Genomic DNA, 25,096 nt, shown 5'->3' with positions numbered 1-25,096 from the left:
GCGGTGTCCCGGCAGGCGCATTTCCAGAAGCTAACCAATACAATCCTAGAGTGAGGGACGCACTGGCGTAGTTCGAACTGAGCGATAGCGCCAGGCTAGGAGACTGACTGGGAATTCGAGGGGGAGACATGGCGTCAGCCAAGCAGGACTTTGAGCGCTTTATCGTCTGGCTTCATCAGGCGGACAAGGAAATCCCTTCCAATGTGCGGCGCCTTGCCAATCTGGCGCTTGCGAATTTCGATGCATTGGCGCGGACGTCGAGCAATCGCAGCCAGCGATCCATCTATTTGACCGGGCTGATGCGGGCGTCTCTTGCTCAAACTTCGGACGAGGCGCCTGAGGCTCAGGATGCTGCGGCGAATGGGGATTGGCCCTGGAAGCGGTTGCGCAATCTGACGCTCGGGCCGTTTCGTGGTTTCCGCAGGCCTGAGCCTTTCGATCTCCAGAAGCGCATCATCCTGTTCTATGGCCCGAACGGCAGCGGCAAGACCAGTTTCTGCGAAGCACTGGAGTACTCTCTGCTCGGCGTCGTCGAAGAGGCCGAAAGCAAGCGCATCGATCCGCGTGTCTATCTCGCCAATATTCATGAAGAGAGATTTGCTCCGCCTATTCTGACCGCGACCGATCACCAGGATCGCGAAGTGAATGTGCTGGCGAATTCGGAAGCTTTCCGCTTCTGCTTCGTTGAGAAGAACCGAATAGACGCCTTCTCGCGGATCGCAGCGCGGCCCGCAGGTCAGCGCTCCGAATTGATCGCCACCTTGTTTGGCATGGACCAGTTCAGCGATTTCGTCGGTAACTTCAACGAGAGCATGGATCGCCAGCTCGTCCTTGACCCCCAAAAGGCGGACATCCTGGCGGCCCGCCGCGAAGGATTGGCGAACGACCAGGCGACGGTCGATGGGGAGAAGGCAGCACTGGAGGGGCTGGACAAGGAAGAAGCCGAATTGGCGGGTAGTCACTCGGCAGACATAACCTACGCAGGGCTCAAGGCGTTGATCGGCAGCGAAGACGCCCCGGGTCGCTTGCAGGAATTGGAGGAAATTCTCAATGCCGTCCCACCCGCCGTCATCGGTCTGACCCGCGACGGTCTTTCTGCATCTTTTCAGGCGGCCCAGGAACGACACGAACAGGTCAACGGGATCGAGACTGCATTGTCAGAGCGCAGCGCGCAGGTCTCGTTCATGGATCTCTATAACTCCGTGGTCGCCCTTCAGGAGACTGAGGGCGATCATTGCCCCGCCTGCGATACGCCTTTGCTTGGGCCGGGACACGTCGTCACCAATCCCTACGAGAAGGCCCGAGCAGGCTTGGACGACCTGAAAGACCTTGCCGAGTTGCAGGAAGGCCTTGCTGCCGCTGAAGCGGAATTCGGAACTGCTTCGAGGGCCCTGCGCCATCAGTTGACTGTGCTGAACGGGTTCGTCACCGCCCACCAGGAGGATGAGACCGCCGTTGGTCGCTATCTTGCTGGGCTCGCGGATGAACCCTTGGGCGCCTGGTGGACAACGCTTCAACCGGAGGAGCCGCTGGCGCCAGAACCTGTGACGCTCGAACAGCTGCTAGCGGTCGCCGACAGAGTGGCGGCACAGGACGCGGCTGCCGCACAAGCCCAGCAGGAGCGCCAAAGAAACATCGAAGAGCGCGACGGGTTAAACGCCGTCCGTTTGAAGGTGCAGGCCCAGGATCTGAAGCGTCAGCAGAATGCCGATAACGTGGCTGCGGCGAAGAACCGGATTGCCGAGTTTGATGAGGCCAATGCTGATCTGACCGAAGAGGTCGCCCAGGAAGAGCAAGACATCGAGCGTGACTCTCCGATCAAGGCGGCCTACGACCGGTTCCTGGGTGAAATTCGGGCATACCGCGAGCAGCTGCCGGGCGGGCTCATGGCCGGTCCCAACGAGACGGCGATGGCTCTCTATAACGAGTTCAATCGCAATGACCTCGAAGCCGACAAGCTTGCGGAATTGCATCTCCCCCTGACCGGCTACGACAAGATTGAAATCGTCTTTCGGGGCAAACTGGGCGTCCGGGTAGATGCGCTGCATATCCTAAGCGAAGGGCACATTCGATGCCTCGGGCTTGCGATCCTCCTTGCCAAGGCAAAGAGCATTGGTAGCCCATTGGTCGTGTTCGATGATGCGATCAACGCGATCGACCACGATCATCGCGCGGGCATTCGGGAAGCAATCTTCGAGAACGACAACTTCCCGGATATGCAGCTGATCGTTACCTGCCATAGCAACGAGTTCATCAAGGACATCCAGCAGCATCTGCCCCAGAGGCAGCGCGAGCAATGCGTCGTCATCCTGTTCCGCCATCACACAGGCGACTATCAGCCACGAATTACGAGAAATGTGCCAACCGGCAACTACATCGCTCAAGCTCGGGCGGCGAAGGATCTGTTAAATGACAGGGGCGCATTGGCTGCTTGTCGCCAGGCCCTCGAAATGTTGACGGAGAAGACGTGGGGATGGATGGTCAGCCACGACCTTGGACTTCTTAGCCTCCAACTGGCCGGCGTGGGGAAGGAACCTGCGTTGCGCAACGTCTGCGATGCGATCCTCAAAAAGCTCCGGGAAGCTGGTACTTTCAACCACGCAAGCAAGGATCGGCTGGTTGCCGCTTATGGCAGGATTCTGGGTATCCCTGAAGCCAACCTCGTTTGGACCTATCTGAACAAGGGGACACATGAGGAAGCGGATCGGGACGATTTCGACGCAGAAGTGGTGGAAACCGTTATTCAAACTCTCCAAGAGCTTGATGCAATCGACCTGCGACGCGGCCGGTAGGCGCGCGGAACAACCGTAGTGCAGAAAAGGGGGCGATGCCCCCTTTTGACTACAGCAGACCCTTCGTGGCGAACGACAGGGCCTTCTTGCCAGCAACGATGATGTGGTCGAGCACGCGAACGTCCACGAGATCCAGGGCCTCCCTGAGCCGAGCGGTAATGATCTTGTCGGCTGTGCTCGCCTCGGCCGAAGCTCGATGGCCCCTTCGTCCCGTCTGTTGCCGAGGACGAAAACAAGACGTTCGTCGCCAACGAAGCCTATAAGAATGTGCCCGGCGCGGTGCTCAGGACCGGCAACTTACCGCGCGAGCTGGATGCGGGCACCCATGCGATTGACGATGAGGTGCTGCAGGCAAGCGGGCCGGGAGCGGAGGCCTTCAGGGGCTATTTGGAAAACTCGGACGTCTACCGTGTCATAGCTGAAGCGCTCGCACTCGGCGCGCAGGCTGATTAACTCTCGTGCCGAGCCGGGCTCTTTCCGCAATGTCACAATGAGACGGGCTCAGTTTCACGGCATCACACGCGGATCGACCCGTTAACGGCGGAGAACCTCTAACCGCTTGTAGCGCGCAGAAAAGTGGTCAAAGCTAGCGCGACCGCAAATGCTGGATGGAATCAGAACCGAAAATGCCGACTGCCCTTGGTATCCCTTGCATGTGCATGAAGGGAGACACGCGCCGCTTCTTCAACGGGCTATGCCTGGCCTGCCAGGGAACGGGAATCAAGAACCCAGCGCGGGAAGGCACCCTGCGGCATAACTTCGAGGTCAAACGCCCCACCTTGGAGGAATACCAAGCGTTCGATGGCGCCCATTGCCGCAACATCTACAAGGGCCTTGTCGAGGACTGGCAATGTCCAGGATGCACCCGAACGAAGTATCACATCCTCCGTTGGACGGTGCTCTACCCGAATAAGCCGGGCCGCCGTCTTGGGTGGGCTGGCGGATATCACGAACATCATGACCACGCGGGCGACAAATTCGGCTGGCAGCTTCCGTCATGGTTCACGCCTCGATTTGAGCCTACCGTGGTCTGTGAGCAGTGCAACTCCGCCGACGCGTCGGCGAAGAGGAAGCTGAAGCTGCCTAAGGATTTCTCGTTCTCGCCGTGGGAGATCAGGCAATTCGTGCTCGCCTGGGCGCACGGAAAGCACCTGATCGACTATCAGAGAGCGCAGGCAATCTACTCGGCGCTTCCACCGCCGCCCACGCGAGGTCTGTTCTGGGCGGACTGAGGCGCCGAGGGGCCCCAGCAGCCCTTTATCGCTGAGCCTTGGGTCGAAGTTCCGCCCGCGCTTCAAGCAGCCGCCGTGTGCTTTCCAGCTCCTTTTGCAGCATTTCGGCGTCCGGCAGGACAGTTCGGTAGTTCGCCGCCATGACCTTGGTGGGCAAGCCCTCCAGCGCGTATCGCGCTAGGGCATGGCCCTTGTCGGCGCAGAGAATCAGGCCAACAGGCGGGTTCTCCTCGGGATATGCCCAGTGCTCCTTGGCATAGTTGCAATACATATGCGCGCTTCATGGACTCTGCGGTAGCGACCGGAGTGGTAGTGGGGGCCCACTGGTTCCAGTACGCAGATCAGCCGGTAACAGGGCGTACTCTCGACGGTGAGAATTCACATACCGGTCTGGTCGGAATTACCGATATTCCCTTTGAGACATTTACTCGCGCGGTAACTGAAGCCAATGAGCGTGCGGGTGGCGGGGCCCAAGGGGGCAAGTACTAGGCAGTCTGGGTAACTGCGCCCAGAGTCGGCTCCATAGATGAGCTCAAGCTGGCCGCGATCATGAGTGGGCTTTGCGTCACTCTGCGTCAGTTCAAACTACTTTGCGAAGTTGAGCAGGCAAGTCAGCGTCAATATCGTAAGGGCATATTGTCAGCGAGCTGACGATGGGTACTTCGCTTGTCGAAGGGCGGAACCAGGTCGTTGCTAGAGCCCTCATGGGCGCTCTGATTCTCAGTGTTTTAGAACACACCCTTAGCCCGGTCTTGCCGGGCTTTTTTTTGAGCTGTTGCCATGTCCAGTCTGCATTCGTTGTCGCTGTTTCCACGCTCCCTGGCCGCCTGTCGTCTGACTTTTCTGCTTGCGGGATTGGCGATGGGGGGCTGGGCGCCGCTGGTGCCCTTTGCTCGGCAAAGGGCGAACATTCTCGACGCGCAGTTGGGTCTGTTACTGCTCTGTCTCGGCGGTGGTTCGCTGGTGATGACGCCGTTGGCGGGGTGGCTCGTCACTCGAATTGGCTGTCGCCGCGCGATCTGTCTGGCCTATTCAGTCATCACAGCATGTCTGCTGCTCCTTGCGTCCGTGTCTTCGTTCGGGCTGCTGATGATCTTCTTGGCACTGTTCGGCGCCACATTCTGCATCGCGGAGGTCGCCATGAACATGCAGGGGGTCATCATCGAGCGTTCCTGCGGACGCGCGATGATGTCTGGGTTCCATGGACTATTCAGCCTCGGCAGCATCATCAGCGCTGCCGGCGTCAGCTTGTTGCTGTGGTTGGGAGCCTCGCCCCTCCAGGCCATCCTGGTGATCATGGTGGCAGGGGCCTGTTTCTTGTGTGCTTATGGCCGTGGCCTGCTTCCGTATGCGGAGGGAGGCAATGCGCCGGTATTCGTGCGGCCGACTGGGCCGGTGCTCTTGCTTGGATGCCTTTGCTTTATCGCTTTCCTGATGGAGGGGGCGATGCTGGACTGGAGCGCGGTTTTCCTTTCGACGGTGCGCGAAGTCGAACTGAGCCAGGCTGGAATTGGTTATGCCGTCTTCTCGGTGACCATGGCGCTTGGGCGGCTCAATGGTGACCGCATCGTAAACCGATTGGGTGCGAGCGCAGTGCTGATAGGCGGTGGGCTGCTGGCAATTGCTGGGATGCTGATGGCCGTCATGCTCGATCACTGGCTGTTTGCGCTGCTGGGGTTCGTCCTGGTAGGAGCGGGTATCGCCAACATGGTCCCGGTGTTCTTATCCCTGGCCGGTCGGCAGCAGAGAATGCCAGTGGGACTTGCCATCGCTTCGATGAGTGGGATTGGTTACCTGGGGGTGCTACTGGGCCCGGCCCTGATTGGTTTCGTGGCCGAAGCATCCAGCTTGAACGTTGCCTTCGTCGGTGTGGCGGGTCTGCTCTTGGTGGTGGTGGGCATTGCGCCGTCGCTCGCCCGAAGGGTGGCTTGAGCACAGCCTTGCGTTGGCGGGTGAGTCCCTTCTCAATATGACGCACTAGACTGATGCGGACTGCGCCTATAATGGAGGGGCACGTGACTCGCTGATTAGGTTATCGAGCGACTATCTGTTGCTACCGCAGTTTCATTGTTCGAGACGAGTAGACACAAATGAATCAGGATGAGTTTCTTCCAGAGAACCTCCGTGTCCTCTGTGAGCGAGCCGGCACTGTCTCAGAGATGTGCCGCAAGATCGGCATCAACCGGCAGCAATTCAATAAATACCTTGCTGGAACTCATGCCCCCTCGAAGGGCAACCTGCGGGCGATTGCCAGTTTCTTTGGTCTGAGTGAGGACGTTCTGTTCTCGAATCCGAATGACTTCCGCTCGATGATGGAAGGAGGGCACTTCCATCTGTTCAGGAGCGTCATCCAGTCGCCGAAGATGCTCATGTTCATCAATGAATTGATGAGGGCAGGTGAGTCCCGCCAGAGTGATATCACGGGCATCTACGAGCGTTATCACTACTCGTCTATCTACCCCGGCCAGATCGTGCGCTCGATCTTCTGCATCTATGAGCACGACGGCATGCTGATGCATTACTACATCGAGCGATTCCCGAGCATGGATGGTACCGGGAAGATGGATTACCACTTCAAGTACCACGGCCTGAGCTTCCTGATCTCGGGGCGGATCTTCTCTGTCGACTTCGAAACCATCCAAAAGAACGAGATAACCTTCAGCAATCTGGCGGCCGTCAGTCGAAACTCCAAGAAGTACATCTTCGGCGTCACCAGCGGCATCGCAGCGACGATGATGAGGCAGCCGGTGGCCGCCAAGGTGGCTATGAGCTTCGTTAGCAAGGGGCTCATTCGCAAGGCGAACATCCGGCGAGCTACGGTGCTACCGCCCAGCGATCCGTCCATTCCCAAGGAAGTCACCATCTATCTGAATACCGGCAACACTTCCATCGACTCCGCTTGAATTGCGCCTTGGGCGCGCGTCACCTATTCCCTCTTTCTTGGGGCATCACCATCAGGTGATGCCGACCAATCCCATCCTGAGTCTTCTGGCTTGTTTCTCGTTGGGCTGCCCGTGTTCAGGCAGTTTCACTGTGTGCGTGCTATTCCGGTGGCATGTCGCACTTTTTTTACTTAGTTGCGTCACAGTGCGTCATTTGATGCGTTCTTGAGAAATTGAGGGGGGCAGGGTGCCGCCGTACTTTGTGGCTCACAGGGCGTTCTCCAGGTGCCCTGGGCATCTGACGCAAACACGGCACTGCCCAATTTTCCCGTAATCCGCAGATTGGCCTCACTCGATGCATTCGCTGCTCAGGTGTGTTGGCTTTCTGCGCCCTACAAGAAAGGTGATGTGATGGCTGAGTGGATCAAGAAGGCTAAACCGACGGAGCAGCAGGCGGCTGACAACGACAAGCTGAAGGCGGACGTATCGCGCATCCTGCTGGATATCGAGAAGCGTGGCGACGCCGCCGTCCGTGAGCTGTCGGTCAAGTTTGACGGCTGGGACCGGGGCGACTATCGACTGAGCCAGGCCGAGATCGATCAATGCATGTCTCAGCTGACTGACCGTGAGCGCGACGACATCCTGTTCGCCCAGGCCCAAGTGCGCCGCTTCGCTGATGCTCAACGCAAGTCGATGCTCGACGTCGAGATCGAAAGCATTCCGGGCGTCGTTCTTGGCCACAAGCACATCCCTGTCAACGCCGCCGGCTGCTATGTCCCAGGTGGCAAGTACCCACTGCTTGCTTCGGCACACATGTCCATCGTCACGGCCAAGTCCGCTGGCGTGCGCAACATTGTGACTGCAGCGCCGCCGTTCCAGGGCAAACCGGCTCCGTACATTGTCGCAGCCCAGCACCTGGCCGGCGCGGACGCCATTTACTGTCTGGGCGGTATCCAGGCAGTTGGTGCCATGGCACTGGGCACTGCCACCATCGATCCGGTGGACATCATTGTCGGTCCGGGCAACGCCTACGTTGCAGAAGCCAAGCGTCAGCTGTTCGGTCGCGTTGGTATCGACCTCTTCGCTGGTCCCACCGAGACGCTGCTGATCACCGATGACAGCGTTGACGGCGAACTTTGTGCCACCGACCTGCTGGGCCAGGCCGAACACGGCAAGGACTCGCCGGCCGTCATGCTGACCACTTCCCGCGAACTGGCGGAAGACACCCTGAAGGAAATCGCTCGCCTGCTCGAACTCCTGCCGACCTCGGCCATCGCCGGGGAGGCCTGGGAGAACTTCGGCGAGATCATTCTCTGTGAGTCGTTCGAAGAGATGGTCAAGTTCTCCGACGAGTACGCCTCGGAGCACGTGCAGATCATGACGCGCGACGACGATTTCTTCGTGAAGAACCTGAGCAACTACGGCGCCCTGTTCGTCGGTCCGCGCACCAACGTTTCCTACGGCGACAAGGTGATCGGCACTAACCACACCCTGCCGACCAACAAGGCGGCGCGCTACACCGGCGGTCTCTGGGTCGGCAAGTACATCAAGACCTGCACCTACCAACGCGTACTGACGGACGAGGCCTCTGCCCTGATCGGCGAGTACTGCTCGCGTCTGTGTCTGATGGAGGGCTTCGTCGGCCATGCCGAGCAGGCCAACCTGCGCGTGCGTCGCTACGGCAAGAAGGACGTGCCGTTCGGTGAGCCAGCTATCTGACGCCTGCGATTCGGACGTTTCGAAGCGGCGGATGTAGTTTCGAAATCTGATAACAATAGGAATTAATCCATGAAGAAACTGACTGGCAGCCAAGTGGTTGCCCAAACCCTGAAGAACTACGGCGTCGAGTACGTCGCCGGTATCCCCGGCCACGGTATCTGGACCCTCACCGACGCCTTCCTCGAGGAAGAGTCGAAGATCAAGTTCATCCAGGTGTTCCACGAGCAGAGTGCCGTGCACCTGGCCGACGGCTACTACCGCGTTTCCGGCAAGCCGATGGCGGCGGTGACCTCCATCGGCGCCGGCGCGAGCAACACCGTGATCGGCATGGCCACCGCCTTCACCGACTCCACCAGCCTGATGCTGATCACCGGTGGCCCGCCCACTCACATGCGTGGCCACGGCCTGCTGCAGGAACTGNGTGAGACAGTTCGGTCCCTATCTGCCGTGGACGTTTGAGATTTGAGAGGGGCTGCTCCTAGTACGAGAGGACCGGAGTGGACGAACCTCTGGTGTTCCGGTTGTCACGCCAGTGGCACTGCCGGGTAGCTATGTTCGGAAGAGATAACCGCTGAAAGCATCTAAGCGGGAAACTCGCCTCAAGATGAGATCTCACTGGGATCTTGAATCCCCTAAAGGGCCGTCGAAGACTACGACGTTGATAGGTTGGGTGTGTAAGCGCTGTGAGGCGTTGAGCTAACCAATACTAATTGCCCGTGAGGCTTGACCATATAACACCCAAACAATCTGGTGATTGTTGCGTATGGTGGTGAAGTCGATATAGACCGAAAATTTGCCAGAACCGCAAAAGCCAAACCTGTCACATACCTGATTCGGGGTCGCGTCTCGCGACGAGGCCCCTACCGAATTGCTTGACGACTATAGAGCGTTGGAACCACCTGATCCCATCCCGAACTCAGCAGTGAAACGACGTATCGCCGATGGTAGTGTGGAGCTTCTCCATGCGAGAGTAGGTCATCGTCAAGCTTCTATCCCAAACCCCCGATACGCCCCGGCGTGTCGGGGGTTTGTCTTTGCGCGCGGGAAAGTGGGCGTGACGTGGGGAAGGTTGTTGGGCATCGCATAGCGTCGCCACGGGCCAGCGTTTCCTCGCGTAGGGTGGGCTTCAGCCCACCAACAAGCTCCGACCCAATAAAAAGGCCACCTTTCGGTGGCCTTTTTGCATTCCTGGACGAGCTTCAGTCGCCGCGATACTCGCACCCGCTGGTGCAGGTTTCGTGGATACGGATGCGAGAGAGCTCCGGGAGCAGGGGTTTCAGCTCCTGCCAGATCCACTTGACGAGCACTTCGCTGGTGGGGTTTTCCAGGCCGGGGATTTCGTTGAGGTAGTTGTGATCGAGCCGATCGTAGAGCGGCTTGAAGATTTCCTTGATCTCGGAGAAATCGCGAATCCAGCCGGTATGGGGATCAGGCTCACCCTCGATGTAGATGGCCACGCGGAAGGAGTGGCCATGCAGACGGCCACATTTGTGGCCTGCGGGCACGTGAGGAAGCTGGTGCGCAGCTTCGAACATGAACTCTTTGAAGATTTCCACTATGAGTAACGCTCTTGAAGTGACGGCCAGGAGCCTGGCCAAAGCAGGATGGCCCGATTTTACCAGCTCTCTGGCTGCGTGACCGAAAAGTCGGGACCGGCCGGACGAGCTTCCTGCTTGTGACGACTCGAATGCCTGGGCTAAGGATTAAGTCGGTCCGGTAGGGTGCACCGTGCGCACCGATTTGGAATCAGCTTCGGCGCCCGGGCAAACTGCCGGTGCGCACGGCGCACCCTACGGTTTAGGCCAGGCGAAAGGGGAGCTTTGTGCCCTTCCGGGGGGCATCGCAAGTCCACGTTCTACGAACGTGGAGGTTCATTTGATGCCCAGGCGCTTGGCAAGACGCAGCAGGTTGGCTCGATCCAGACCGAGTTCCCGGGCCGCCGCTGCCCAGTTTTGCTGCTGGCGTTCCAGGCTGGCGATGATCAAGTGGCGCTGGTATTGGTCGACCGCCTCGCGCAAATCACCGGTTGGGACAATCGCAGGCGCGTCCGCAGGGACGTCGGGTGCTGCGGGCTGACTACCCGGCAAGGCGAGGTCGCCGGCTGCCAAAGTGAGAATACGCGGCCGCTCGGCACAGGAAGCAAGCGCCTTGAGGGCAGCACGGCCAATCAGGTGCTCCAGCTCCCGAACATTGCCGGGCCAGTCGTAGGTGAGTAGCGCAGCCTGGGCGTCCTGGCTGAGACGCAGGCTGCGTAGCCCGAGCCTGGCGCGATTCTCCTCAAGGAAATACCCCGCCAGCAGCAGCACATCGCGGCCACGCTCTCGAAGGGGAGGGACGCGCAGGGGATAGACACTGAGGCGGTGATAGAGATCGGCGCGGAAACGACCGGCGCGGACTTCCTCGGCGAGGTCCCGGTTGGTGGCGGCGATCACCCGCACATTGACCCTGTGCTCACGATCCGAACCCACCCGCTGCAACTGCCCGCTCTGTAGCACTCGCAGGAGCTTGGCCTGGATCGCCAGGGGCAATTCGCCGACCTCATCAAGGAAAAGCGTTCCCTCGTCGGCCAACTCGAACTTGCCCTTGCGCTCATTCACCGCGCCGGAAAAGGCCCCTCGTACGTGGCCGAACAGTTCGCTCTCCACCAGGGTGTCAGGAAGCGCCGCGCAGTTGAGACTGATCAGCGGATGACGGGCCCGCAGGGACCGGGCATGGATGGACTGGGCCACCAACTCCTTGCCGACACCGGTTTCGCCGCTGATCAGTACGGTGAGTTCGCTGCCCCCCACCAGCTTGATCTCTTCCACCAGGGCCTTGTGGGTCGCGCTTTGGCCGATCATTTCCTGAGGGCGGACCTGGCCAGCGGCCTGGCGATAGATCTCCGCCAACTGCTGCTCGTCCTGGGCGAGGCGGGTGAGGTTGTCCATGCGTTCGACGGCTTTCACCGTGGCGGCCGCGAGGCTGGCGAACCCTTCGAGGACTTCCAGGTCCTGGCCATCGAAGCGCGCCGGGTCCAAGGCATCCAGGGTGAGCAATCCCCAAGGGTGGTCATCCAGGTAAAGCGTGCAACCCAGACAGTCGTGCACTTCCAGGTGCTCCTGATGCCCCTCCACCAATCCGTCATAGGGATCCGGCAACCCACAATCCGCGGCGAAATGGGTGACGCCCCGGCGCTCCATCAAGGCTTGCAGGCGGGGGTGCTCGGAAACCTTGAAGCGCCGCCCCAGGGTGTCCTGACTAAGGCCGTCCACGGCCAGGGGCACCAACTGGTCGCCGTCCAGGCGGAGCAGGGCGGTGGCGTCACAGGGCAGCAGCCCCCGCAGCGCTTCCAGCAGGCGACGGTAACGCTCGCGCTCGGGGAGTTCGCGGGACAGATCAGTGACCAGCGGAATCAGCGTCTGCAGAAAAGGATTAGTTGTCAAATTGACTCCGTGATGTCGATATGACCTGTTTTCCAGTGTAGTCAAAAAAACCTATTAATTTATAAGTTATTGATAAATAACAAATAAATAATTGGCATGAAAGATGGAATAGAAGCAGGCAGAAAGACCCAACCGATAACGGAGTCCTTATGCTGTCCAGCCAACAACGTGCCATCATCAAAGCCACTGTCCCCCTGCTGGAAACCGGTGGAGAGGCCCTGACCAGCCACTTCTACAAGATCATGCTGGGCGAATATCCGGAAGTGCGGCCCCTGTTCAACCAGGCCCACCAGGCCAGCGGTGACCAACCGCGTGCCCTGGCCAACGGCGTACTGATGTATGCGCGTCACATCGACCAACTCGAAGCCCTCGGTCCGCTGGTGGGCCAGATCATCAACAAGCACGTCGCCCTGCAGGTGCTCCCGGAGCAATACCCGATCGTAGGGACCTGCCTGCTGCGTGCGATCCGCGAAGTGCTGGGTGCCGAGGTCGCGACCGATGAAGTGATCGAGGCCTGGGCTGCCGCTTACCAGCAGTTGGCCGACCTGCTGATCGGTGCTGAAGAGCAGATCTACGCCGCCAGCGAGGCTGCTCCGGGTGGCTGGCGTGGCGCCCGCTGGTTCCGCCTGGCGCGCAAAGATGAGGAAAGTGCCGAGATCACCTCGTTCTATCTCGTTCCGGAAGACGGCGGCGACGTGATGGATTTCGTCCCCGGCCAGTACATCGGCCTGCGTCTGTTCCTGAACGGCGAAGAAGTACGCCGCAACTACTCCTTGTCTGCCCGAGGCAACGGGCGCGAGTACCGCATCAGCGTCAAGCGCGAAGAGGGCGGTCGGGTGTCCAACTACCTGCACGACCAGTTCCAGGTCGGCGATCGCATCGAACTGTTCGCCCCGGCCGGTGAGTTCGTCCTGCGCCCCGGCAGCAAGCCCTTGGTGCTGATCACCGCCGGTGTCGGCATTACCCCGGCGCTGACCATGCTGGAAGCTGCGCAGGACAGCGGTCGGCCGATCCACTTCATCCATTGCGCACGCAATGGTGCGGTCCACGCCTTCCGCGACTGGGTCGAGGAGAAGGTCGCCGCCATTCCGCAACTGAGCCGCTTCTTCTGCTACAGCGAGCCCCACGCGGACGACAAACCAGACGCCACCGGCTTCCTCAGTCGCGAGCATCTGGCCCAGTGGCTGCCTGCCGAGCGTGACCTGGATGCCTACTTCCTCGGGCCTAAACCCTTCATGGCCCAGGTGAAAAAGCACCTGCGCGAACTGGGCGTGCCCGAGGGACAGTGCCATTACGAGTTCTTCGGACCGGCCGGCGCCCTGGACGCCTGAGCAAATACGCCCGGTGCTTAGCGCGCCGGGCATCCAATCGAGGAGAGCGAGATCATGACTGGCGTGTTCGGATGCCCCCGGCGTTTGCTGCAACTCTCTCACCTGTTCCTATGGGCCGGACTGATCCTGCTGCTGCTGGGTATCGCCGGCGCCTACTACCTGGACGCCCATCTCGGGCTGCTCCTGCTCGTCGTCTCCCACGGCATGGTCATTCTGGGACCGACCCTGATCAAACTGGGCTACGTGATGCGCCTGACCGCCAACTACCAGATGCGCAACGAAGCGCGGGGGTTCGCCTGTGCAATTGCTTGATGCCTCCCGCGAACTGGCCATCCGGCCGATCTGGCGCCTGGGTTTCAGGCCCTTCTTTCTGTTCGGCACGGTCTTCGCCGTGATAGCCGTGCTGATCTGGCTGGCGGCGCTCAATGGCCACGCCGGCACCTGGCAGCCGGCGGGCGGGTGGCTTGCCTGGCACCGCCACGAGATGGTCTTCGGCTTCGGTGGCGCCATCGTGGCCGGATTTCTCCTCACCGCCGTGCAGAACTGGACCGGCAACCTCGGCCTGCGCGGTCGTTCCCTCGCTCTACTGGCCATGCTGTGGCTGGCCGGGCGGTTGGCCTGGCTGCTGGGAGCGCCTTTGCTACTGCTGCTCCCGCTTGAGCTGGCCTTCCTTCCCACCGTTGCGTTCGTGATGGGGCGCAGCCTGTGGCAAGTCCGCCAGCGCGGCAATTACCCGGTGGTCGTGGTGCTGACCCTGTTGGCTCTGGCCGACACCCTGGTGCTCTGGGGCCTTGCGTCCTCCAATGACGACCTGCAGCGCCAGGGCGTGCTGGCCGCGCTGTGGCTGGTATCCGCCCTGATGGGGCTGATCGGCGGCCGCGTGATTCCGTTCTTCACCCAACGAGGGCTGGGCCGGAACCAGCAGGTAAAAGCGTTGCCCTGGTTGGACTGGGGCACGCTGGGGGGTGCCATCCTGCTGGCCGTGACCTTCGCCACTGGCCATGGCTTGCAGGTCAATCCCTGGCTTGCGCCGCTCTGCGCCATGCTCGGCCTGGGCAATCTGCTGCGCCTGGCGCGCTGGTACGACGCTGGAATCTGGCGCGTGCCGTTGCTCTGGCCGCTGCACCTGGCGTTCGCCTGGCTGGCTGTGGCGCCGCTGGGGCTGGTGGCCTGGCACCTGGGCATCCTGGCCAATCAGAGCCTGGCGCAACACGCACTGGGTGTGGGTGCCATGGGTGGCCTGATCCTGGCGATGATCGCCCGCGTCAGCCTGGGGCACAGTGGTCGGTCCCTGGAGCCGCCACGCGCCATGGGCCTGGCGTTCGCGCTGCTGAACCTGGGTGCCCTGGCCAGGGTCATCCTGCTGCCCCTGCTCGGCGCTTCCGCGTTCTGGCTGGCCGCCGCGTGCTGGGGGGCGGCGTTCGCGCTGTTCCTGCGGTACTACGCCGTGCTGCTGTGTACGCCGAGGGTGGATGGCAGGCCGGGCTGAGCCGAGGCTTCAACGTTGGCAGCGCAGGCGTGGAGCAGCTCGCGGAGATGGCGGGCCAGGTAGTCCTGGAAGCGCCTGTCGTTCCAGTACTCCAGATGGCTCAGGGGCGTATGCCGCTTGCACCAGGGGCCGACGGCCAGGGGTTTGTCCTCCTGGACCACGGCGGCATAGCCCTGCACCGGGCGTAACGGATAGCCCAGCAGATCGGCCGGTGCATAGACGTTCAGCCAGCGCGCCGAGCGGCTCAGGTGTTCATCGAGGCAGTGCCCGGGAAAGCGGATCGGCCGTACCGGCTCGTAGGCGAAGGTGAAGAGTGGAATGTTGCAGCCGAAGGTCACCAGGCCGGCCAGGGTTTCCATGGCGAGGAACGGGTCGAGCGGGCAGCTCGGTGTGGCGTTGAGCTTCTGCTGGTCCCAGATGTAGTTGGAGATGATGTGTCCGCCCAGGGAGTGGGCCAGTACCACCAGCGGGGTGTTCGGCCCGACCTTGGCGCGCAGCGCCATAAGACCGCTGCGCACGCTCTGATGGACCTGTTCGTAGGTGGTGTCGTAGGCCTGACTCACCTTGCGGTAGCCGCTGGCGTCGCCGAGGAAGAGGGTGACCTGGCGGCGCATCCAGCGCCAGCGCACCGGTTCCCGTTCCAGGTCTTGCAGATAGGCCAGTTCGCGCTTGTCCAGCACGTTCGCCCAGTAGAGCGATTGGAAGGCCACGTCCTGTGCTTCCAGTCCCAGGCGCCTGCGCAGCCCGCGGATCAGACCCTGGGCGAAGGCGTGGTGGCCTTCGGCATCCCGTGAGTCCTGTTGGTTGCCGATGCCGTGAATGATGGCAACTGCGAGTTTCATCCCTGTACTCCCTTGGCTTCCTGTGCCGACGATCAGAGGTTCTGTAGGCGTTCTCCGAGCTTGCCGTTGTCCGCCAGTTCGAGGAATTCGTCCCCGAGGCGCTGGCTCTCGCTCATGGCCTTGCGCCAGTATCGCTCACGGCCGGTGTCGTCGCCCAGATAGCGCTTGAAGTCCTTTCGGTCGGGCAGTTTGCCGTGGGGCAGGGTCTCCAGGTATTCGCGGGACGGGGAGATCAGCAGAACGTCCTGAAGGCGCTCGGCATCGCCTTTGCGCCAGGGCAGGCCCTTGTCGAACCAGCCGGGCACCACCTTGTCCGTGAAGTGCGGGTAGAGCACCACGCCGCCAGCGTTGTAGGGCAGGTCCAGGTGATAGTCGAGCAGGCCGCCATCGCGGTAGGTGCCGGGGCCGGCGCCGGGGATGTCGCGCACCCCTTCCATCACCATGGGGATCGAGCCGGAGGCGAGGAGGGCATGGCGCAGATTGCCCGGGTCCAGCGCGTGGAAGCGTGAGGGAAAGTCGGAGAGCGGTGCGAGGGGCGGCGGCTGGCGGGCGTCGTGAAGGATGACGCGCTCGAAGTGTCTGGCCAGATGCGGGCGGCCCAGCAGGTTGCTGCCGATCACCGACGACAACCCCAGGCCCAGGGCGCTGCGTCGGTCATGGGCGAGCAGGCCATGGCTCTTCACCACCACCACATTCAGGCGGTAGTTCGGATTGGCCAGGACTTGGGCATCCTGGCCCTGGAGCAGGTCGTCCAGCATCAGGCCGCAGAGCCGGCTGACTTCCGCCATGGTCACGCCCTTGGGGAAGCGCTGGCTGGTGTAGAGATCACCCAGGCGGCGGATGCTGGCGGCGGGGTCCGGCAGGCAGGCACTGGCGAAGCGCCAGGAGCCGATGGATGCGCCGATCAGCGCCCTTTCCCGTGGCGCGCGCGGCAACCAGTCCCCGAACAGCGCCAGATCCAGACCCTGGATGCCCAGGGCCTTGGGGCCGCCAGCAGCGCCGGGCAGGATGCCCACATCGGCGGGTGCGAGGCCGTGCTCGCGTATGCGCGTCAGCGCGCGGCGTCCGGCACGCAGCGTCAGGGCGGGAAACTTGATCTGGATGGCGCTCATGCGGCTCTCCTGAAGGCAGGGCAGCGATTATAGTGGCGCCCGAGTCAGGGCCAAGTTGCTTCAGGGCATGAATGATTCTTCCCAAGTCTTAAGGCGAATTCAGCTTGAGTTAAGTCGTCGCCGGTATGTTGAGCCCATCGAAAACACGCAAGCTCCCAAGGAGACGGACCATGAAGAATCTTCCCACCCTGTTTGCCATCGCCACCCTCGCCACACTGGCCACCCTCTTCGTCACGGCGGGTGTCGCCGAAGCGCGCGATCTCGGCCCGGACGAAGCCCTGAAGCTGCGGGACGCCGGCACCATCCAGTCGTTCGAGAAGCTCAACGCCGCAGCCCTGGCCAAGCACCCGGGCGCCACCATCCATGAAACCGAGTTGGAAGAGGAATACGGCCGGCACGTCTATCAGGTCGAAATGCGTGACGCCCAGGGCGTGCAGTGGGACCTCGAACTCGATGCCACCAATGGACAGATCCTCAAGGATCACCAGGACGACTGATGCGCTGGATTTTTCGATACAGCGGAATTGTCGCCTTGGTCCTGGCCATCTTCACCCTTGAAGCGGTGGCCAGGGACCTCGACCAGGATGAGGCCCTGAAACTCCGGGAGGCGGGCGTCATCCTGCCCCTCGAACAACTCCTGCGCAGCGCCCTGGGGCACTACCCCGGGGCGCGCCTGCTTGAGGCCGAGCTGGAGGAAGAGGACGACGTCTACATTTACGAGGTGGAGCTGGTCACCGCGGATGGAACGGTGCGTGAGCTGGAGCTGGATGCCCGTAACGGGCGCATTCTGAAGGACGAGGAAGACGACTGATGCGGTTGCTGCTGGTAGAGGATCATGTACCCCTGGCCGATGAGTTGACCCACAGCCTGGGTCGCCAAGGCTACGCCGTGGACTGGCTGGCCGATGGCCGGGACGCATTGCACCAGGGCGCGAGCGAACCCTACGACCTGATCATTCTGGACCTGGGCCTCCCCGGCAAACCCGGACTCGACGTGTTGCGGGAATGGCGCGCCGGCGGCCTGGCAACGCCGGTGCTGGTACTGACCGCGCGGGACTCGTGGGCCGAACGCATCGACGGCCTCAAGGCCGGTGCCGACGATTACCTCACCAAACCCTTCCACCCCGAGGAGCTGTCCTTGCGCATCCAGGCGCTGCTGCGCCGTGCCCATGGCCTGGCCAACCAGCCGCAATTGGAAGCGGCGGGTTTGCAGTTGGACGAGGGTCGTCAATGCGTCAATCGCAATGGCGAGGAAGTGGAGCTGACCGCCGCCGAATTCCGCCTGCTGCGTTATTTCATGCTGCATCCCGGCCAGCTTCTGTCGAAGAGCCACCTGGCCGAGCACCTCTACGATGGCGAGACCGAGCGGGACTCCAACGTGATCGAGGTCCACGTCAACCGCTTGCGGCGCAAGCTGGGCCGCGAGGTGATCGAGACGCGCCGTGGCCAGGGCTACCGCTTCACCGGTGAGGGCCGATGAGGTCGATCCAGCGCCGGCTCAGCCTGGGGCTGGTGGGCGTCCTGCTGCTGGTGGGGCTAGTGTTGGCGCAGACTAGCCTCTGGCTGTTCGACCTGGGATTGCGCCGCTACCTGGCCGAAGGCCTGCGCAGTGAAGCTGAACTGCTGCTGGGCGCGCTGGTTCGCGGCCCCACTGGCATCCAGCTGGACGAGAAGCGCATCAACCCGGCCCACCAACAGCCTTTTTCCGGTCGCTACTTCCTCATCGATCTGGGCGACGGGCTCTGGCGCTCGCGTTCCCTCTGGGATGCCGAACTGGCGATGCCGTCGCAGAAGGGCCTGGCGCCTGGTCTGCTGCCGGGGCCGGATAACCAGCAATTGCTGGCCTGGCGCGGCGAGTACCGCCGATTCGGCCATCAGGTGCGGATCGCCGTGGCCCAGGACTACACCCCCGTGCTGGACAGCTTCCGCCGCGTGCGCTGGACAGGGTTCGGCCTGGGCGTGGCCGGATTGCTGCTGATCCTCGCCCTGCAACGCCTGACCGTGCGCCGGGCGCTGCGCCCGCTGGAGGAGGTTCGCCAGCAGATCGCCCAGTTGCAGCAGGGGCAGCGCAGCGAACTGGATAGCCGTGTTCCTGCGGAACTGGAGCCCCTGGTGGCGCAGGTCAACCATCTGCTCAGCCATACCGAAGACACGCTCCGGCGTTCCCGCCATGCCCTGGGCAACCTCGGGCATGCCCTGAAGACGCCCCTGGCGGTCCTGGTCAGCCTGGCCGACCGCGAGGAGATGCGTGGCTGTCCGGAACTGCGTACGACCCTGCAGGAGCAACTGGAGCAGATCGAACAGCGCCTCGGCCGCGAACTGGGCCGCGCGCGCCTGGCCGGCGAAGCCCTGCCGGGGGCGCACTTCGACTGCGCCGAGGAACTACCGGGCCTGTTCTCGACTCTCGCAATGATCCACGACCGGGACCTCGATCTGGACTGGGACGCCCCCGAGGGCCTGCGCCTGCCTTGGGACCGGGAGGACCTGCTGGAACTACTGGGCAACCTGCTGGACAACGCCTGCAAATGGGCGGAAACCCAGGTCAACCTGAGCATTCGGGGCGGGGAGGGGGGCTATAGCCTGATGGTGGACGACGACGGCCCGGGCATTGCCGAAGACCAGCGCGAAGCAGTCATCGGCCGTGGTGCGCGGCTGGATGAGCAGGTGGCGGGCCATGGCTTGGGCCTTGGCATCGTGCGGGACATGGTCGAAGCCTGGGGCGGCAGCCTGAACCTGCAGGACAGCCCCCTGGGCGGCCTGCGGGTGCGGATCGACCTGCCGGCGGAAGTGCAGTCGTGATGGGTAACGCGTCGCTCAACCCGATCCTGCGGATTGCAGGTTTCTTCTCCGTCTAGAGGGGCCTGAGCGCCGACCTTGTCGGGCGTCATGCCTCCGATCCAGCGGGGAGCGGCCGATGCAGCCAGCGCGCAATCCGCTGCAGCACGTGCCGGCGGCGCGACTCCCTGTCCCCCTCGACCACTTCGTAGACCTGGCCGGTGCTGTCCAGCCAAGCCCGGCAATCGTCGAAGAAGGCCTGACGCTCGGCCAGCTCCGGCTGGCAGCGTTGGCCGTCGCTCACCCACTCGACGTCCAGCGGGCTGAGAAGCAGGTGCAGGTCGTAGCGACGGGCCAGGAGCTCGCTTTCCAGCCAATTGGGGCAATCGCCGAACAGCTTGCGGCTCCAGAGGATGTTGCTGAGCAGGTGGGTATCCAGGATCAGCAGCTCGGGCGCCGTGGCGCGGGCGCGGTCTTCCCACTCCAACTGGCCACGGGCGATGGCCGGAATGTCCGCATAGCAGGTGTCGCGCTGCTCGCGGTCGATGAAGTGGCGAACGTATTCGCCCACCAGCAGGCCGCCGAATTCCGCCTGAATGGCGGCGCCCAGCCAGCTCTTGCCGCTGGACTCCGGCCCTGTCAGCACCAGTACGTTCATGCGGTTGTCGGTTCCAGGTCGCGTCGCCAGGAGCGCCACCCCTGCACGGCCAGCAGGGTGAACAGCCCATAGAGGGCGGCGGTCAGGTACAGGGCCTTGTCGAGGAACAGCAGCACGAACAGGACGTCCACGACTATCCAGAGCAGCCAGCACTCCACGCGCTTCTGCGCCATCCAGAACTGGGCGACGAGGCTGAAGGCGGTGAGCGCCGCGTCCAGCCAGGGCGCAGCGGCGTCGGTCCAGGTTGCCATGCCGTATCCCAACAGCAGGCTACCGGCGGCGCCGGCCAGCAGGCCCAGTCCCAGCGGTGCGGAGCCCAGGCGACTGACCTCCCGGCCGTCGTGCTGGCGGCCGCCCCGGGTCCATTGCCACCAGCCGTACAGCTGCAGGACGGCGTAGACCAGTTGCAGGAGCATGTCCGAGTACAGCTTCACCTCGAAGAAGATCCAGCTGTACATCAGCACCATGATCAGGCCGATCGGCCAGCACCAGGGGTTTTGCCTGACGGTGAGCCAGACGGCCAGCACGCCCAGGGCGGCGGCGACGAGTTCGAGCGGAGACACTTTGCCAATCCCATGAAAGAAAACCGCCGATTGTAGCGGCTCGCACCCGATTCGGCTGGGCGTGGCTACACCCGGATATGCGGGGTTTTTCTCAATCAGCCGTTGGCTGAGTTGCGATTTCCAGATGGCTCTCTGTTAGCATTTCGGCGCTCCGGGACAACGCTGACGGTTCGTCTGTCCCGGAACCCGCCCGCTGGCACTCCGGTCTCATCGCCCATCGGCACAAATGCGGTGCCAGCCATCTGCACATTCGAATTAAAAAGCGCCTGAAGAGCGCGCTCGGGGGAAAGTTTCGATGGATTTATGGACGGCCATTCAGGTTATCGTTCTGGGCATTGTCGAGGGCCTGACGGAGTTCCTGCCGATCTCCAGTACCGGGCACCAGATCGTCGTGGCCGACGTGCTGGGCTTCACCGGCGAGCGAGCCATCGCCTTCAACATCATCATCCAACTGGCGGCGATCCTCGCCGTGGTCTGGGAATTTCGCCGAAAGATCTTCGAGGTCGTGGTCGGCCTGCCGACCCAGCGCAGCGCCCAGCGCTTTACCGTGAACCTGCTGGTGGCCTTCTTCCCGGCGGTGATACTCGGCGTCGCCTTCGCTGATCTGATCCACCACTACCTGTTCAACCCGATCACGGTGGCCAGCGCCCTGGTGGTGGGCGGTGTGGTCATGCTCTGGGCCGAGCAGCGAGCGCACCGGATTCAGGCTGAAACCGTCGACGAGATGACCTGGAAGCATGCCCTCAAGGTCGGCTGTGCCCAGTGCCTGGCGCTGGTGCCGGGCACCTCGCGCTCCGGCGCCACCATCATCGGCGGCCTGCTGTTCGGCCTGTCGCGCAAGGCAGCGACCGAGTTCTCCTTCTTCCTCGCCATGCCCACCATGGTCGGCGCGGCCGTCTACTCGGGGTACAAGTACCGCCACCTGTTCCAGCCCAGCGACTTGCCGGTGTTCGGCCTGGGCTTCGTGGTGTCCTTCATCTTCGCCATGATCGCCGTGCGCAGCCTGCTGAAGTTCATCGGCAGCCACAGCTACGCAGCCTTCGCGTGGTACCGCATCGGCTTTGGCCTGCTGATCCTGGCGACCTGGCAGTTCGGCCTGATCGACTGGTCCACCGCCCAGGGTTGATCCACCCCGGACACAAAAAAGGCGCGCCCTCTGGCGCGCCTTTTCATTGCAGTATCCGTAGGGTGGGCTTCAGCCCACCGCAACGCCCAACCTCGGCCGCTCAGGCCGAGGGGAAATCGATGATGAAGCGCGTCCAACCTCCGCCTGACTCGCAGCGGATCTCGCCGCCGTGGGCACGGACGATGGAGCGGGTGATGGCCAGGCCGAGGCCAGCGTGCTCGCGGCCTTCGCGGCGGGCCGGGTCGGCGCGGAAGAAGCGGTCGAACAGCCGCGGCAGCAGCTCTGCAGGAATGGTCTCGCCGCTGTTGGCGACGGTCAGGCGCAGGCCGTGGCTGTCGCTGCTCAGGTTCAGCTCGATTCGGCCGCCTGCCGGTGTGAAGCGCAGGGCGTTGTCCAGCAAATTGGAGAGGGCGCGCTGCAACAGGCCACGGTCGGCGGACAGGCGCGCCTCGCCTCGGCGGCTCATGACCACGCCACGGTCCTCGGCCAGGGGGCTGAAGTAGTCCAGAAGGGCGTCCAGCTCTGCGGCCAGCTCCAGGGGCTCGCGGCGGGTGGCCAGCAGTCCGTGCTCGGCCTTGGCCAGGAACAGCATGTCACCCACCATCTGCGCCAGTTGCTGGAGTTCCTCCAGGTTGGAGTGCAGGGCCTCGCGGTACTCGTCCATGGCGCGGTCCTGGCTGAGGATCACCTGGGTCTGGGTGAGCAGGTTGGACAGCGGCGTACGCAGTTCATGGGCGATATCGGCGGAGAAGGCCGAGAGCCGCTGGAAGGCGTCGTCCAGCCGCCCCAGCATGGCGTTCAAGGTGCGCACCAGGTCCACCAGTTCGCGGGGGACGTCGTTCTCATCCAGGCGGGTGGTCAGGGAATTGGCGGACACCCCGGCGGCCACGTCAGCCATGCGGCGCAACGGGCGTAGACCGCTGCGGGCCGCCCAGGCGCCCAGCAGGGCGGTGGCCAGGGCGGAAAGCCCCACCGTCAGCCAGATCAGGCGCTGCATGCGTTCGAGGAAGTGCTGGTGATGGGTGATATCCAGGGCCAGGGTGATACGCGGCGAATCCGCATCCCCCGGTCGCAGCGGCGCGCCATAGACGCGGTAGTCCGTGCCGTCCTGCTGCCAGTCGTGCAGGCCGTCGCGTCCCGGGGCGCGGAGGCCGTCGGCGCTGTTGAACCAGTACTGGCCGTCGCGACTTTCCAGGCGCAGGGCAAGGTCCGGATGCAACCGCAGTTCGGTCTGCAGGGACTCCAGCCGTGGCGCCAGGGTGGCCGGGCTGTCCACCTCTTGAACCAGGGCACGGAAGGCCTCCGTGCGGATTTCCAGCAACTGCAGGTCCAGTTCGACGAAATGCGCCTCGCTGGCGCGGCTGAACAGCAGGCCGGCGAGCAGGGATACGGTGGCCGTGCAGGCGGCGAACAGCAGGCCGAGGCGGGTGGTCAGGGAAAGTCCTCGCATCAGCCTTCCCGCGCCTCCAGCACGTAGCCCATGCCGCGCACGGTATGGATCAGTTTGGTGGGGAAGTCGTCGTCCAGCTTGGCGCGCAGGCGGCGGACGGCGACTTCGATGACGTTGGTGTCGCTGTCGAAGTGCATGTCCCACACCTGCGCGGCGATCAGGGTCTTGGGCAGCACTTCGCCCTGGCGGCGCAGCAGGAATTCAAGCAGGGCGAACTCCTTGGCGGTGAGGTCGATGCGCTGGCCGCTGCGCTCGACTTTCCGGCTCAGCAGGTCCAGGCGCAGGTCGGCCAGTTCCAGGCTGGTTTCCTGCGGGGCTGCCGCGCCACGGCGGAGCAGGGTGCGTACGCGGGCGAGGAGTTCGGCGAAGGCGAAGGGCTTGACCAGGTAGTCGTCCGCGCCCAGTTCCAGGCCGTGGACGCGTTCTTCCACGGCGTCTCGCGCGGTGAGAAAAAGCACGGGAACGTGCAGTCCGGCATCGCGCAGACTGCGCAGCACCTGCCAGCCATCGAGGCCGGGGAGCATCACGTCGAGGATGATCAGGTCGTAGGTGCCGGAAAGGGCCAGGTCGCGGCCGCTCAAGCCATCGGTGGCCAGGTCGGCGTCCAGGCCGGCTTCGGCCATGCCCTGGCGCAGGAACTGGCCGGTCTTGGGTTCGTCTTCGACTATCAGTAGCTTCATGGTGGGCTCATGGCTTGGGCAGCTGCTTTATACCGCGCCGGCAGGGTGCAGGGGGCAAGCTGACAAAGTTGTAATGCAGGGCACCGCTGGTGCCGTGGATTTTTCAGCGACCGCGCAGGTGTATACAATTGCGCGATTTCCGTATTTTTCAGGTCCGCCCCATGCATCACCCCGCCGAACATTCGCCGCTGGGCAAGTCCAGCGAGTACGTCAGCACCTACAGTCCGGAGCTGCTGTTCCCCATCTCCCGCGTGACCAAGTGGAACGAACTGGGCCTGACCGCCGCCACGCTGCCGTATCAGGGCGTGGACTACTGGAACTGCTACGAGCTGTCCTGGCTGACGCCGTCTGGCAAGCCGGTGGTGGCGATCGGCGAGTTCGCCATTCCGGCCGATTCTCCGAACATCATCGAATCCAAGTCGTTCAAGCTCTACCTGAACTCGCTGAACCAATCCGTCTACACCGGTGCTGCAGAACTGGAACAAGTGCTCGCCCGCGACCTGAGCGAGGCTGCCGGCGCGCCGGTGGCGGTGCGCGTGCGCAGCCTCACGGACGTGGAAGCGGAGGGTGTCGCCGGCCTGCCGGGCACCTGCATCGACGATCTGGATGTGGCCATCGACAACTACGCCCATCCGCACCCCGAGTTGCTGCGTGCCGAAGCGGGCCCGGCGGAGGAAGCGCTGCATAGCCATCTGCTGAAGTCCAACTGCCCGGTAACCGGCCAGCCGGACTGGGGCACGGTGGTCGTCGAGTACAAGGGCGCCAAGCGTCTGGATCAAGCGAGCTTCCTGGCCTATCTGGTGAGCTTCCGCCAGCATGCGGATTTCCACGAGCAGTGCGTGGAGCGCATTTTCCTCGATCTCAAGCGCCTGCTGGAGCCGGAGCGGCTGACGGTTTATGCGCGCTATGTGCGTCGCGGCGGCCTGGACATCAACCCCTACCGCAGCACACACCACGTCCAGGCGGACAACCGCCGACTGGTGCGGCAATAACGAAAACCCCGACTCGAAGTCGGGGTTTCTGC

Annotated in this window: 23 protein-coding genes, 1 rRNA gene, 3 pseudogenes and 1 other annotated feature; of the genes and pseudogenes, 17 read left to right on the top strand and 10 right to left on the bottom strand. The window is 62.8% G+C overall.

Annotation, left to right across the window (positions count from 1 at the left end):
• The first annotated feature begins 128 nt into the window (after nt 1–128).
• Complete coding sequence (locus TQ98_RS16635; RefSeq protein WP_044874673.1) at nt 129–2,792, top strand: AAA family ATPase; 2,664 nt, start codon at nt 129–131, stop codon at nt 2,790–2,792.
• A 49-nt stretch (nt 2,793–2,841) separates the two neighbouring features.
• Here TQ98_RS16635 and TQ98_RS16630 read toward each other — a convergent pair.
• Nucleotides 2,842–2,982 (bottom strand): annotated as a pseudogene (locus TQ98_RS16630) (JAB domain-containing protein); the annotation flags it as partial.
• 436 nt (nt 2,983–3,418) lie between these two features.
• Here TQ98_RS16630 and TQ98_RS27990 point away from each other — a divergent pair.
• Nucleotides 3,419–4,024 carry a hypothetical protein gene (locus tag TQ98_RS27990; protein WP_197708599.1) on the top strand — a complete coding sequence of 202 codons (606 nt, stop codon included), beginning with the start codon at nt 3,419–3,421 and terminating at the stop codon, nt 4,022–4,024.
• 25 nt (nt 4,025–4,049) lie between these two features.
• On the opposite strand, the pseudogene TQ98_RS16615 reads toward TQ98_RS27990, so the two are convergent.
• Nucleotides 4,050–4,295: pseudogene (locus tag TQ98_RS16615) on the bottom strand (PDDEXK nuclease domain-containing protein); the annotation flags it as partial.
• Between TQ98_RS16615 and TQ98_RS28155 the strand changes: the two are divergent.
• The 6 genes and pseudogenes from TQ98_RS28155 to rrf all read left to right on the top strand — a co-directional run.
• Nucleotides 4,295–4,513: pseudogene (locus TQ98_RS28155) on the top strand (hypothetical protein); the annotation flags it as partial. The pseudogenes TQ98_RS16615 and TQ98_RS28155 sit on opposite strands and share 1 nt — an antisense overlap.
• Before the next feature lie 291 nt (nt 4,514–4,804).
• Complete coding sequence (locus tag TQ98_RS16605; protein ID WP_044874676.1) at nt 4,805–5,956, top strand: MFS transporter; 1,152 nt, start codon at nt 4,805–4,807, stop codon at nt 5,954–5,956.
• 158 nt (nt 5,957–6,114) lie between these two features.
• Entirely contained in the window at nt 6,115–6,927 is an 813-nt protein-coding gene (locus TQ98_RS16600) for a helix-turn-helix transcriptional regulator (RefSeq protein ID WP_044874677.1), read from the top strand.
• Between the two features lie 390 nt (nt 6,928–7,317).
• Entirely contained in the window at nt 7,318–8,625 is a 1,308-nt protein-coding gene (gene hisD, locus TQ98_RS16595; RefSeq protein ID WP_044874678.1) for a histidinol dehydrogenase, read from the top strand.
• A gap of 69 nt (nt 8,626–8,694) precedes the next feature.
• The gene (locus tag TQ98_RS16590) at nt 8,695–9,084 is read left to right on the top strand and encodes a thiamine pyrophosphate-binding protein (protein WP_242443153.1); all 390 of its coding nucleotides are present in this window, start codon (nt 8,695–8,697) and stop codon (nt 9,082–9,084) included.
• Nucleotides 9,078–9,343 (top strand) — a sequence feature (23S ribosomal RNA rRNA prediction is too short). Its footprint overlaps the gene before it by 7 nt.
• 153 nt (nt 9,344–9,496) lie before the next feature.
• Nucleotides 9,497–9,612: ribosomal RNA gene (gene rrf, locus TQ98_RS16585) — 5S ribosomal RNA — on the top strand.
• A 212-nt stretch (nt 9,613–9,824) separates the two neighbouring features.
• Here the strand turns inward: rrf and queD are convergent.
• Nucleotides 9,825–10,181 (bottom strand): 6-carboxytetrahydropterin synthase QueD, encoded by a 357-nt coding sequence (queD, locus tag TQ98_RS16580; protein WP_082073277.1) that lies wholly within the window; start codon nt 10,179–10,181, stop codon nt 9,825–9,827.
• 315 nt (nt 10,182–10,496) lie between these two features.
• Nucleotides 10,497–12,047, bottom strand: coding sequence for a nitric oxide reductase transcriptional regulator NorR (gene norR / locus TQ98_RS16575; protein ID WP_044874161.1), 1,551 nt, complete (start codon nt 12,045–12,047; stop codon nt 10,497–10,499).
• A gap of 149 nt (nt 12,048–12,196) precedes the next feature.
• Here norR and hmpA point away from each other — a divergent pair, with 149 nt between their 5' ends.
• The 3 genes from hmpA to TQ98_RS16560 are packed head-to-tail and all read left to right on the top strand — an operon-like array spanning nt 12,197 to nt 14,867.
• A complete protein-coding gene (hmpA, locus tag TQ98_RS16570) occupies nt 12,197–13,378 on the top strand; it encodes an NO-inducible flavohemoprotein (protein WP_044874162.1) in 1,182 nt (393 codons plus the stop codon).
• Nucleotides 13,379–13,432: 54 nt separating this feature from the next.
• Nucleotides 13,433–13,690 (top strand): hypothetical protein, encoded by a 258-nt coding sequence (locus tag TQ98_RS16565; RefSeq protein ID WP_044874163.1) that lies wholly within the window; start codon nt 13,433–13,435, stop codon nt 13,688–13,690.
• Nucleotides 13,677–14,867 carry an NnrS family protein gene (locus tag TQ98_RS16560; protein ID WP_044874164.1) on the top strand — a complete coding sequence of 397 codons (1,191 nt, stop codon included), beginning with the start codon at nt 13,677–13,679 and terminating at the stop codon, nt 14,865–14,867. The genes TQ98_RS16565 and TQ98_RS16560 overlap by 14 nt, the downstream gene beginning before the upstream one ends.
• On the opposite strand, the gene TQ98_RS16555 is transcribed toward TQ98_RS16560, so the two are convergent.
• Nucleotides 14,819–15,709 carry a hypothetical protein gene (locus tag TQ98_RS16555; protein WP_044874165.1) on the bottom strand — a complete coding sequence of 297 codons (891 nt, stop codon included), beginning with the start codon at nt 15,707–15,709 and terminating at the stop codon, nt 14,819–14,821. The genes TQ98_RS16560 and TQ98_RS16555 overlap by 49 nt on opposite strands.
• A gap of 32 nt (nt 15,710–15,741) precedes the next feature.
• On the bottom strand, nt 15,742–16,821 hold the full coding sequence (locus TQ98_RS16550; protein ID WP_044874166.1) for a hypothetical protein: 1,080 nt from the start codon (nt 16,819–16,821) through the stop codon (nt 15,742–15,744).
• Between the two features lie 170 nt (nt 16,822–16,991).
• Between TQ98_RS16550 and TQ98_RS16545 the strand changes: the two genes are divergently transcribed.
• The 4 genes from TQ98_RS16545 to TQ98_RS16530 are packed head-to-tail and all read left to right on the top strand — an operon-like array spanning nt 16,992 to nt 19,619.
• Entirely contained in the window at nt 16,992–17,318 is a 327-nt protein-coding gene (locus TQ98_RS16545) for a PepSY domain-containing protein (protein WP_044874167.1), read from the top strand.
• A complete protein-coding gene (locus tag TQ98_RS16540) occupies nt 17,318–17,632 on the top strand; it encodes a PepSY domain-containing protein (RefSeq protein WP_103102992.1) in 315 nt (104 codons plus the stop codon). Before TQ98_RS16545 ends, TQ98_RS16540 begins: the two co-directional genes overlap by 1 nt.
• Nucleotides 17,632–18,300 carry a response regulator transcription factor gene (locus TQ98_RS16535; protein ID WP_044874170.1) on the top strand — a complete coding sequence of 223 codons (669 nt, stop codon included), beginning with the start codon at nt 17,632–17,634 and terminating at the stop codon, nt 18,298–18,300. The genes TQ98_RS16540 and TQ98_RS16535 overlap by 1 nt, the downstream gene beginning before the upstream one ends.
• Entirely contained in the window at nt 18,297–19,619 is a 1,323-nt protein-coding gene (locus TQ98_RS16530) for a sensor histidine kinase (protein ID WP_044874171.1), read from the top strand. The genes TQ98_RS16535 and TQ98_RS16530 overlap by 4 nt, the downstream gene beginning before the upstream one ends.
• An 85-nt stretch (nt 19,620–19,704) precedes the next feature.
• Here TQ98_RS16530 and TQ98_RS16525 read toward each other — a convergent pair whose 3' ends face one another.
• Complete coding sequence (locus tag TQ98_RS16525; protein ID WP_044874172.1) at nt 19,705–20,253, bottom strand: AAA family ATPase; 549 nt, start codon at nt 20,251–20,253, stop codon at nt 19,705–19,707.
• Complete coding sequence (pnuC, locus tag TQ98_RS16520; RefSeq protein ID WP_044874173.1) at nt 20,250–20,816, bottom strand: nicotinamide riboside transporter PnuC; 567 nt, start codon at nt 20,814–20,816, stop codon at nt 20,250–20,252. Before pnuC ends, TQ98_RS16525 begins: the two co-directional genes overlap by 4 nt.
• A gap of 295 nt (nt 20,817–21,111) precedes the next feature.
• Here pnuC and TQ98_RS16515 point away from each other — a divergent pair, with 295 nt between their 5' ends.
• Nucleotides 21,112–21,942, top strand: a complete 831-nt coding sequence (locus TQ98_RS16515; RefSeq protein ID WP_044874174.1) for an undecaprenyl-diphosphate phosphatase — start codon at nt 21,112–21,114, stop codon at nt 21,940–21,942.
• 100 nt (nt 21,943–22,042) lie between these two features.
• Here the strand turns inward: TQ98_RS16515 and TQ98_RS16510 are convergent, their stop codons facing one another.
• Both TQ98_RS16510 and TQ98_RS16505 read right to left on the bottom strand, forming a co-directional pair.
• Nucleotides 22,043–23,392: a heavy metal sensor histidine kinase gene (locus tag TQ98_RS16510; protein WP_044874175.1), complete on the bottom strand. Its 1,350-nt coding sequence runs from the start codon at nt 23,390–23,392 to the stop codon at nt 22,043–22,045.
• Nucleotides 23,392–24,072, bottom strand: coding sequence for a heavy metal response regulator transcription factor (locus tag TQ98_RS16505; RefSeq protein WP_044874176.1), 681 nt, complete (start codon nt 24,070–24,072; stop codon nt 23,392–23,394). The genes TQ98_RS16510 and TQ98_RS16505 overlap by 1 nt, the downstream gene beginning before the upstream one ends.
• Before the next feature lie 161 nt (nt 24,073–24,233).
• Between TQ98_RS16505 and queF the strand changes: the two genes are divergently transcribed.
• Complete coding sequence (gene queF / locus TQ98_RS16500; RefSeq protein ID WP_044874177.1) at nt 24,234–25,064, top strand: NADPH-dependent 7-cyano-7-deazaguanine reductase QueF; 831 nt, start codon at nt 24,234–24,236, stop codon at nt 25,062–25,064.
• Nucleotides 25,065–25,096: the final 32 nt, after the last annotated feature.

Origin of the sequence: Pseudomonas sp. LFM046 (assembly GCF_000949385.2) — a bacterium.
Taxonomy (GTDB): Bacteria; Pseudomonadota; Gammaproteobacteria; order Pseudomonadales; family Pseudomonadaceae; genus Metapseudomonas.
Note: the sequence above shows the minus strand (reverse complement) of the source record. Positions and strands in the feature narration are given on the sequence as shown.

What these genes read in the sequence shown, in the direction of transcription:
- TQ98_RS16635 (WP_044874673.1), top strand. Translation starts at nt 129, where the DNA reads ATGGCGTCAGCCAAGCAGGACTTTGAGCGCTTTATCGTCTGGCTTCAT.
- TQ98_RS27990 (WP_197708599.1), top strand. Translation starts at nt 3,419, where the DNA reads ATGCCGACTGCCCTTGGTATCCCTTGCATGTGCATGAAGGGAGACACG.
- TQ98_RS16605 (WP_044874676.1), top strand. Translation starts at nt 4,805, where the DNA reads ATGTCCAGTCTGCATTCGTTGTCGCTGTTTCCACGCTCCCTGGCCGCC.
- TQ98_RS16600 (WP_044874677.1), top strand. Translation starts at nt 6,115, where the DNA reads ATGAATCAGGATGAGTTTCTTCCAGAGAACCTCCGTGTCCTCTGTGAG.
- hisD (WP_044874678.1), top strand. Translation starts at nt 7,318, where the DNA reads ATGGCTGAGTGGATCAAGAAGGCTAAACCGACGGAGCAGCAGGCGGCT.
- hmpA (WP_044874162.1), top strand. Translation starts at nt 12,197, where the DNA reads ATGCTGTCCAGCCAACAACGTGCCATCATCAAAGCCACTGTCCCCCTG.
- TQ98_RS16565 (WP_044874163.1), top strand. Translation starts at nt 13,433, where the DNA reads ATGACTGGCGTGTTCGGATGCCCCCGGCGTTTGCTGCAACTCTCTCAC.
- TQ98_RS16555 (WP_044874165.1), bottom strand. Translation starts at nt 15,709, where the DNA reads ATGAAACTCGCAGTTGCCATCATTCACGGCATCGGCAACCAACAGGAC.
- TQ98_RS16550 (WP_044874166.1), bottom strand. Translation starts at nt 16,821, where the DNA reads ATGAGCGCCATCCAGATCAAGTTTCCCGCCCTGACGCTGCGTGCCGGA.
- TQ98_RS16545 (WP_044874167.1), top strand. Translation starts at nt 16,992, where the DNA reads ATGAAGAATCTTCCCACCCTGTTTGCCATCGCCACCCTCGCCACACTG.
- TQ98_RS16540 (WP_103102992.1), top strand. Translation starts at nt 17,318, where the DNA reads ATGCGCTGGATTTTTCGATACAGCGGAATTGTCGCCTTGGTCCTGGCC.
- TQ98_RS16535 (WP_044874170.1), top strand. Translation starts at nt 17,632, where the DNA reads ATGCGGTTGCTGCTGGTAGAGGATCATGTACCCCTGGCCGATGAGTTG.
- TQ98_RS16530 (WP_044874171.1), top strand. Translation starts at nt 18,297, where the DNA reads ATGAGGTCGATCCAGCGCCGGCTCAGCCTGGGGCTGGTGGGCGTCCTG.
- TQ98_RS16525 (WP_044874172.1), bottom strand. Translation starts at nt 20,253, where the DNA reads ATGAACGTACTGGTGCTGACAGGGCCGGAGTCCAGCGGCAAGAGCTGG.
- TQ98_RS16515 (WP_044874174.1), top strand. Translation starts at nt 21,112, where the DNA reads ATGGATTTATGGACGGCCATTCAGGTTATCGTTCTGGGCATTGTCGAG.
- TQ98_RS16510 (WP_044874175.1), bottom strand. Translation starts at nt 23,392, where the DNA reads ATGCGAGGACTTTCCCTGACCACCCGCCTCGGCCTGCTGTTCGCCGCC.
- TQ98_RS16505 (WP_044874176.1), bottom strand. Translation starts at nt 24,072, where the DNA reads ATGAAGCTACTGATAGTCGAAGACGAACCCAAGACCGGCCAGTTCCTG.
- queF (WP_044874177.1), top strand. Translation starts at nt 24,234, where the DNA reads ATGCATCACCCCGCCGAACATTCGCCGCTGGGCAAGTCCAGCGAGTAC.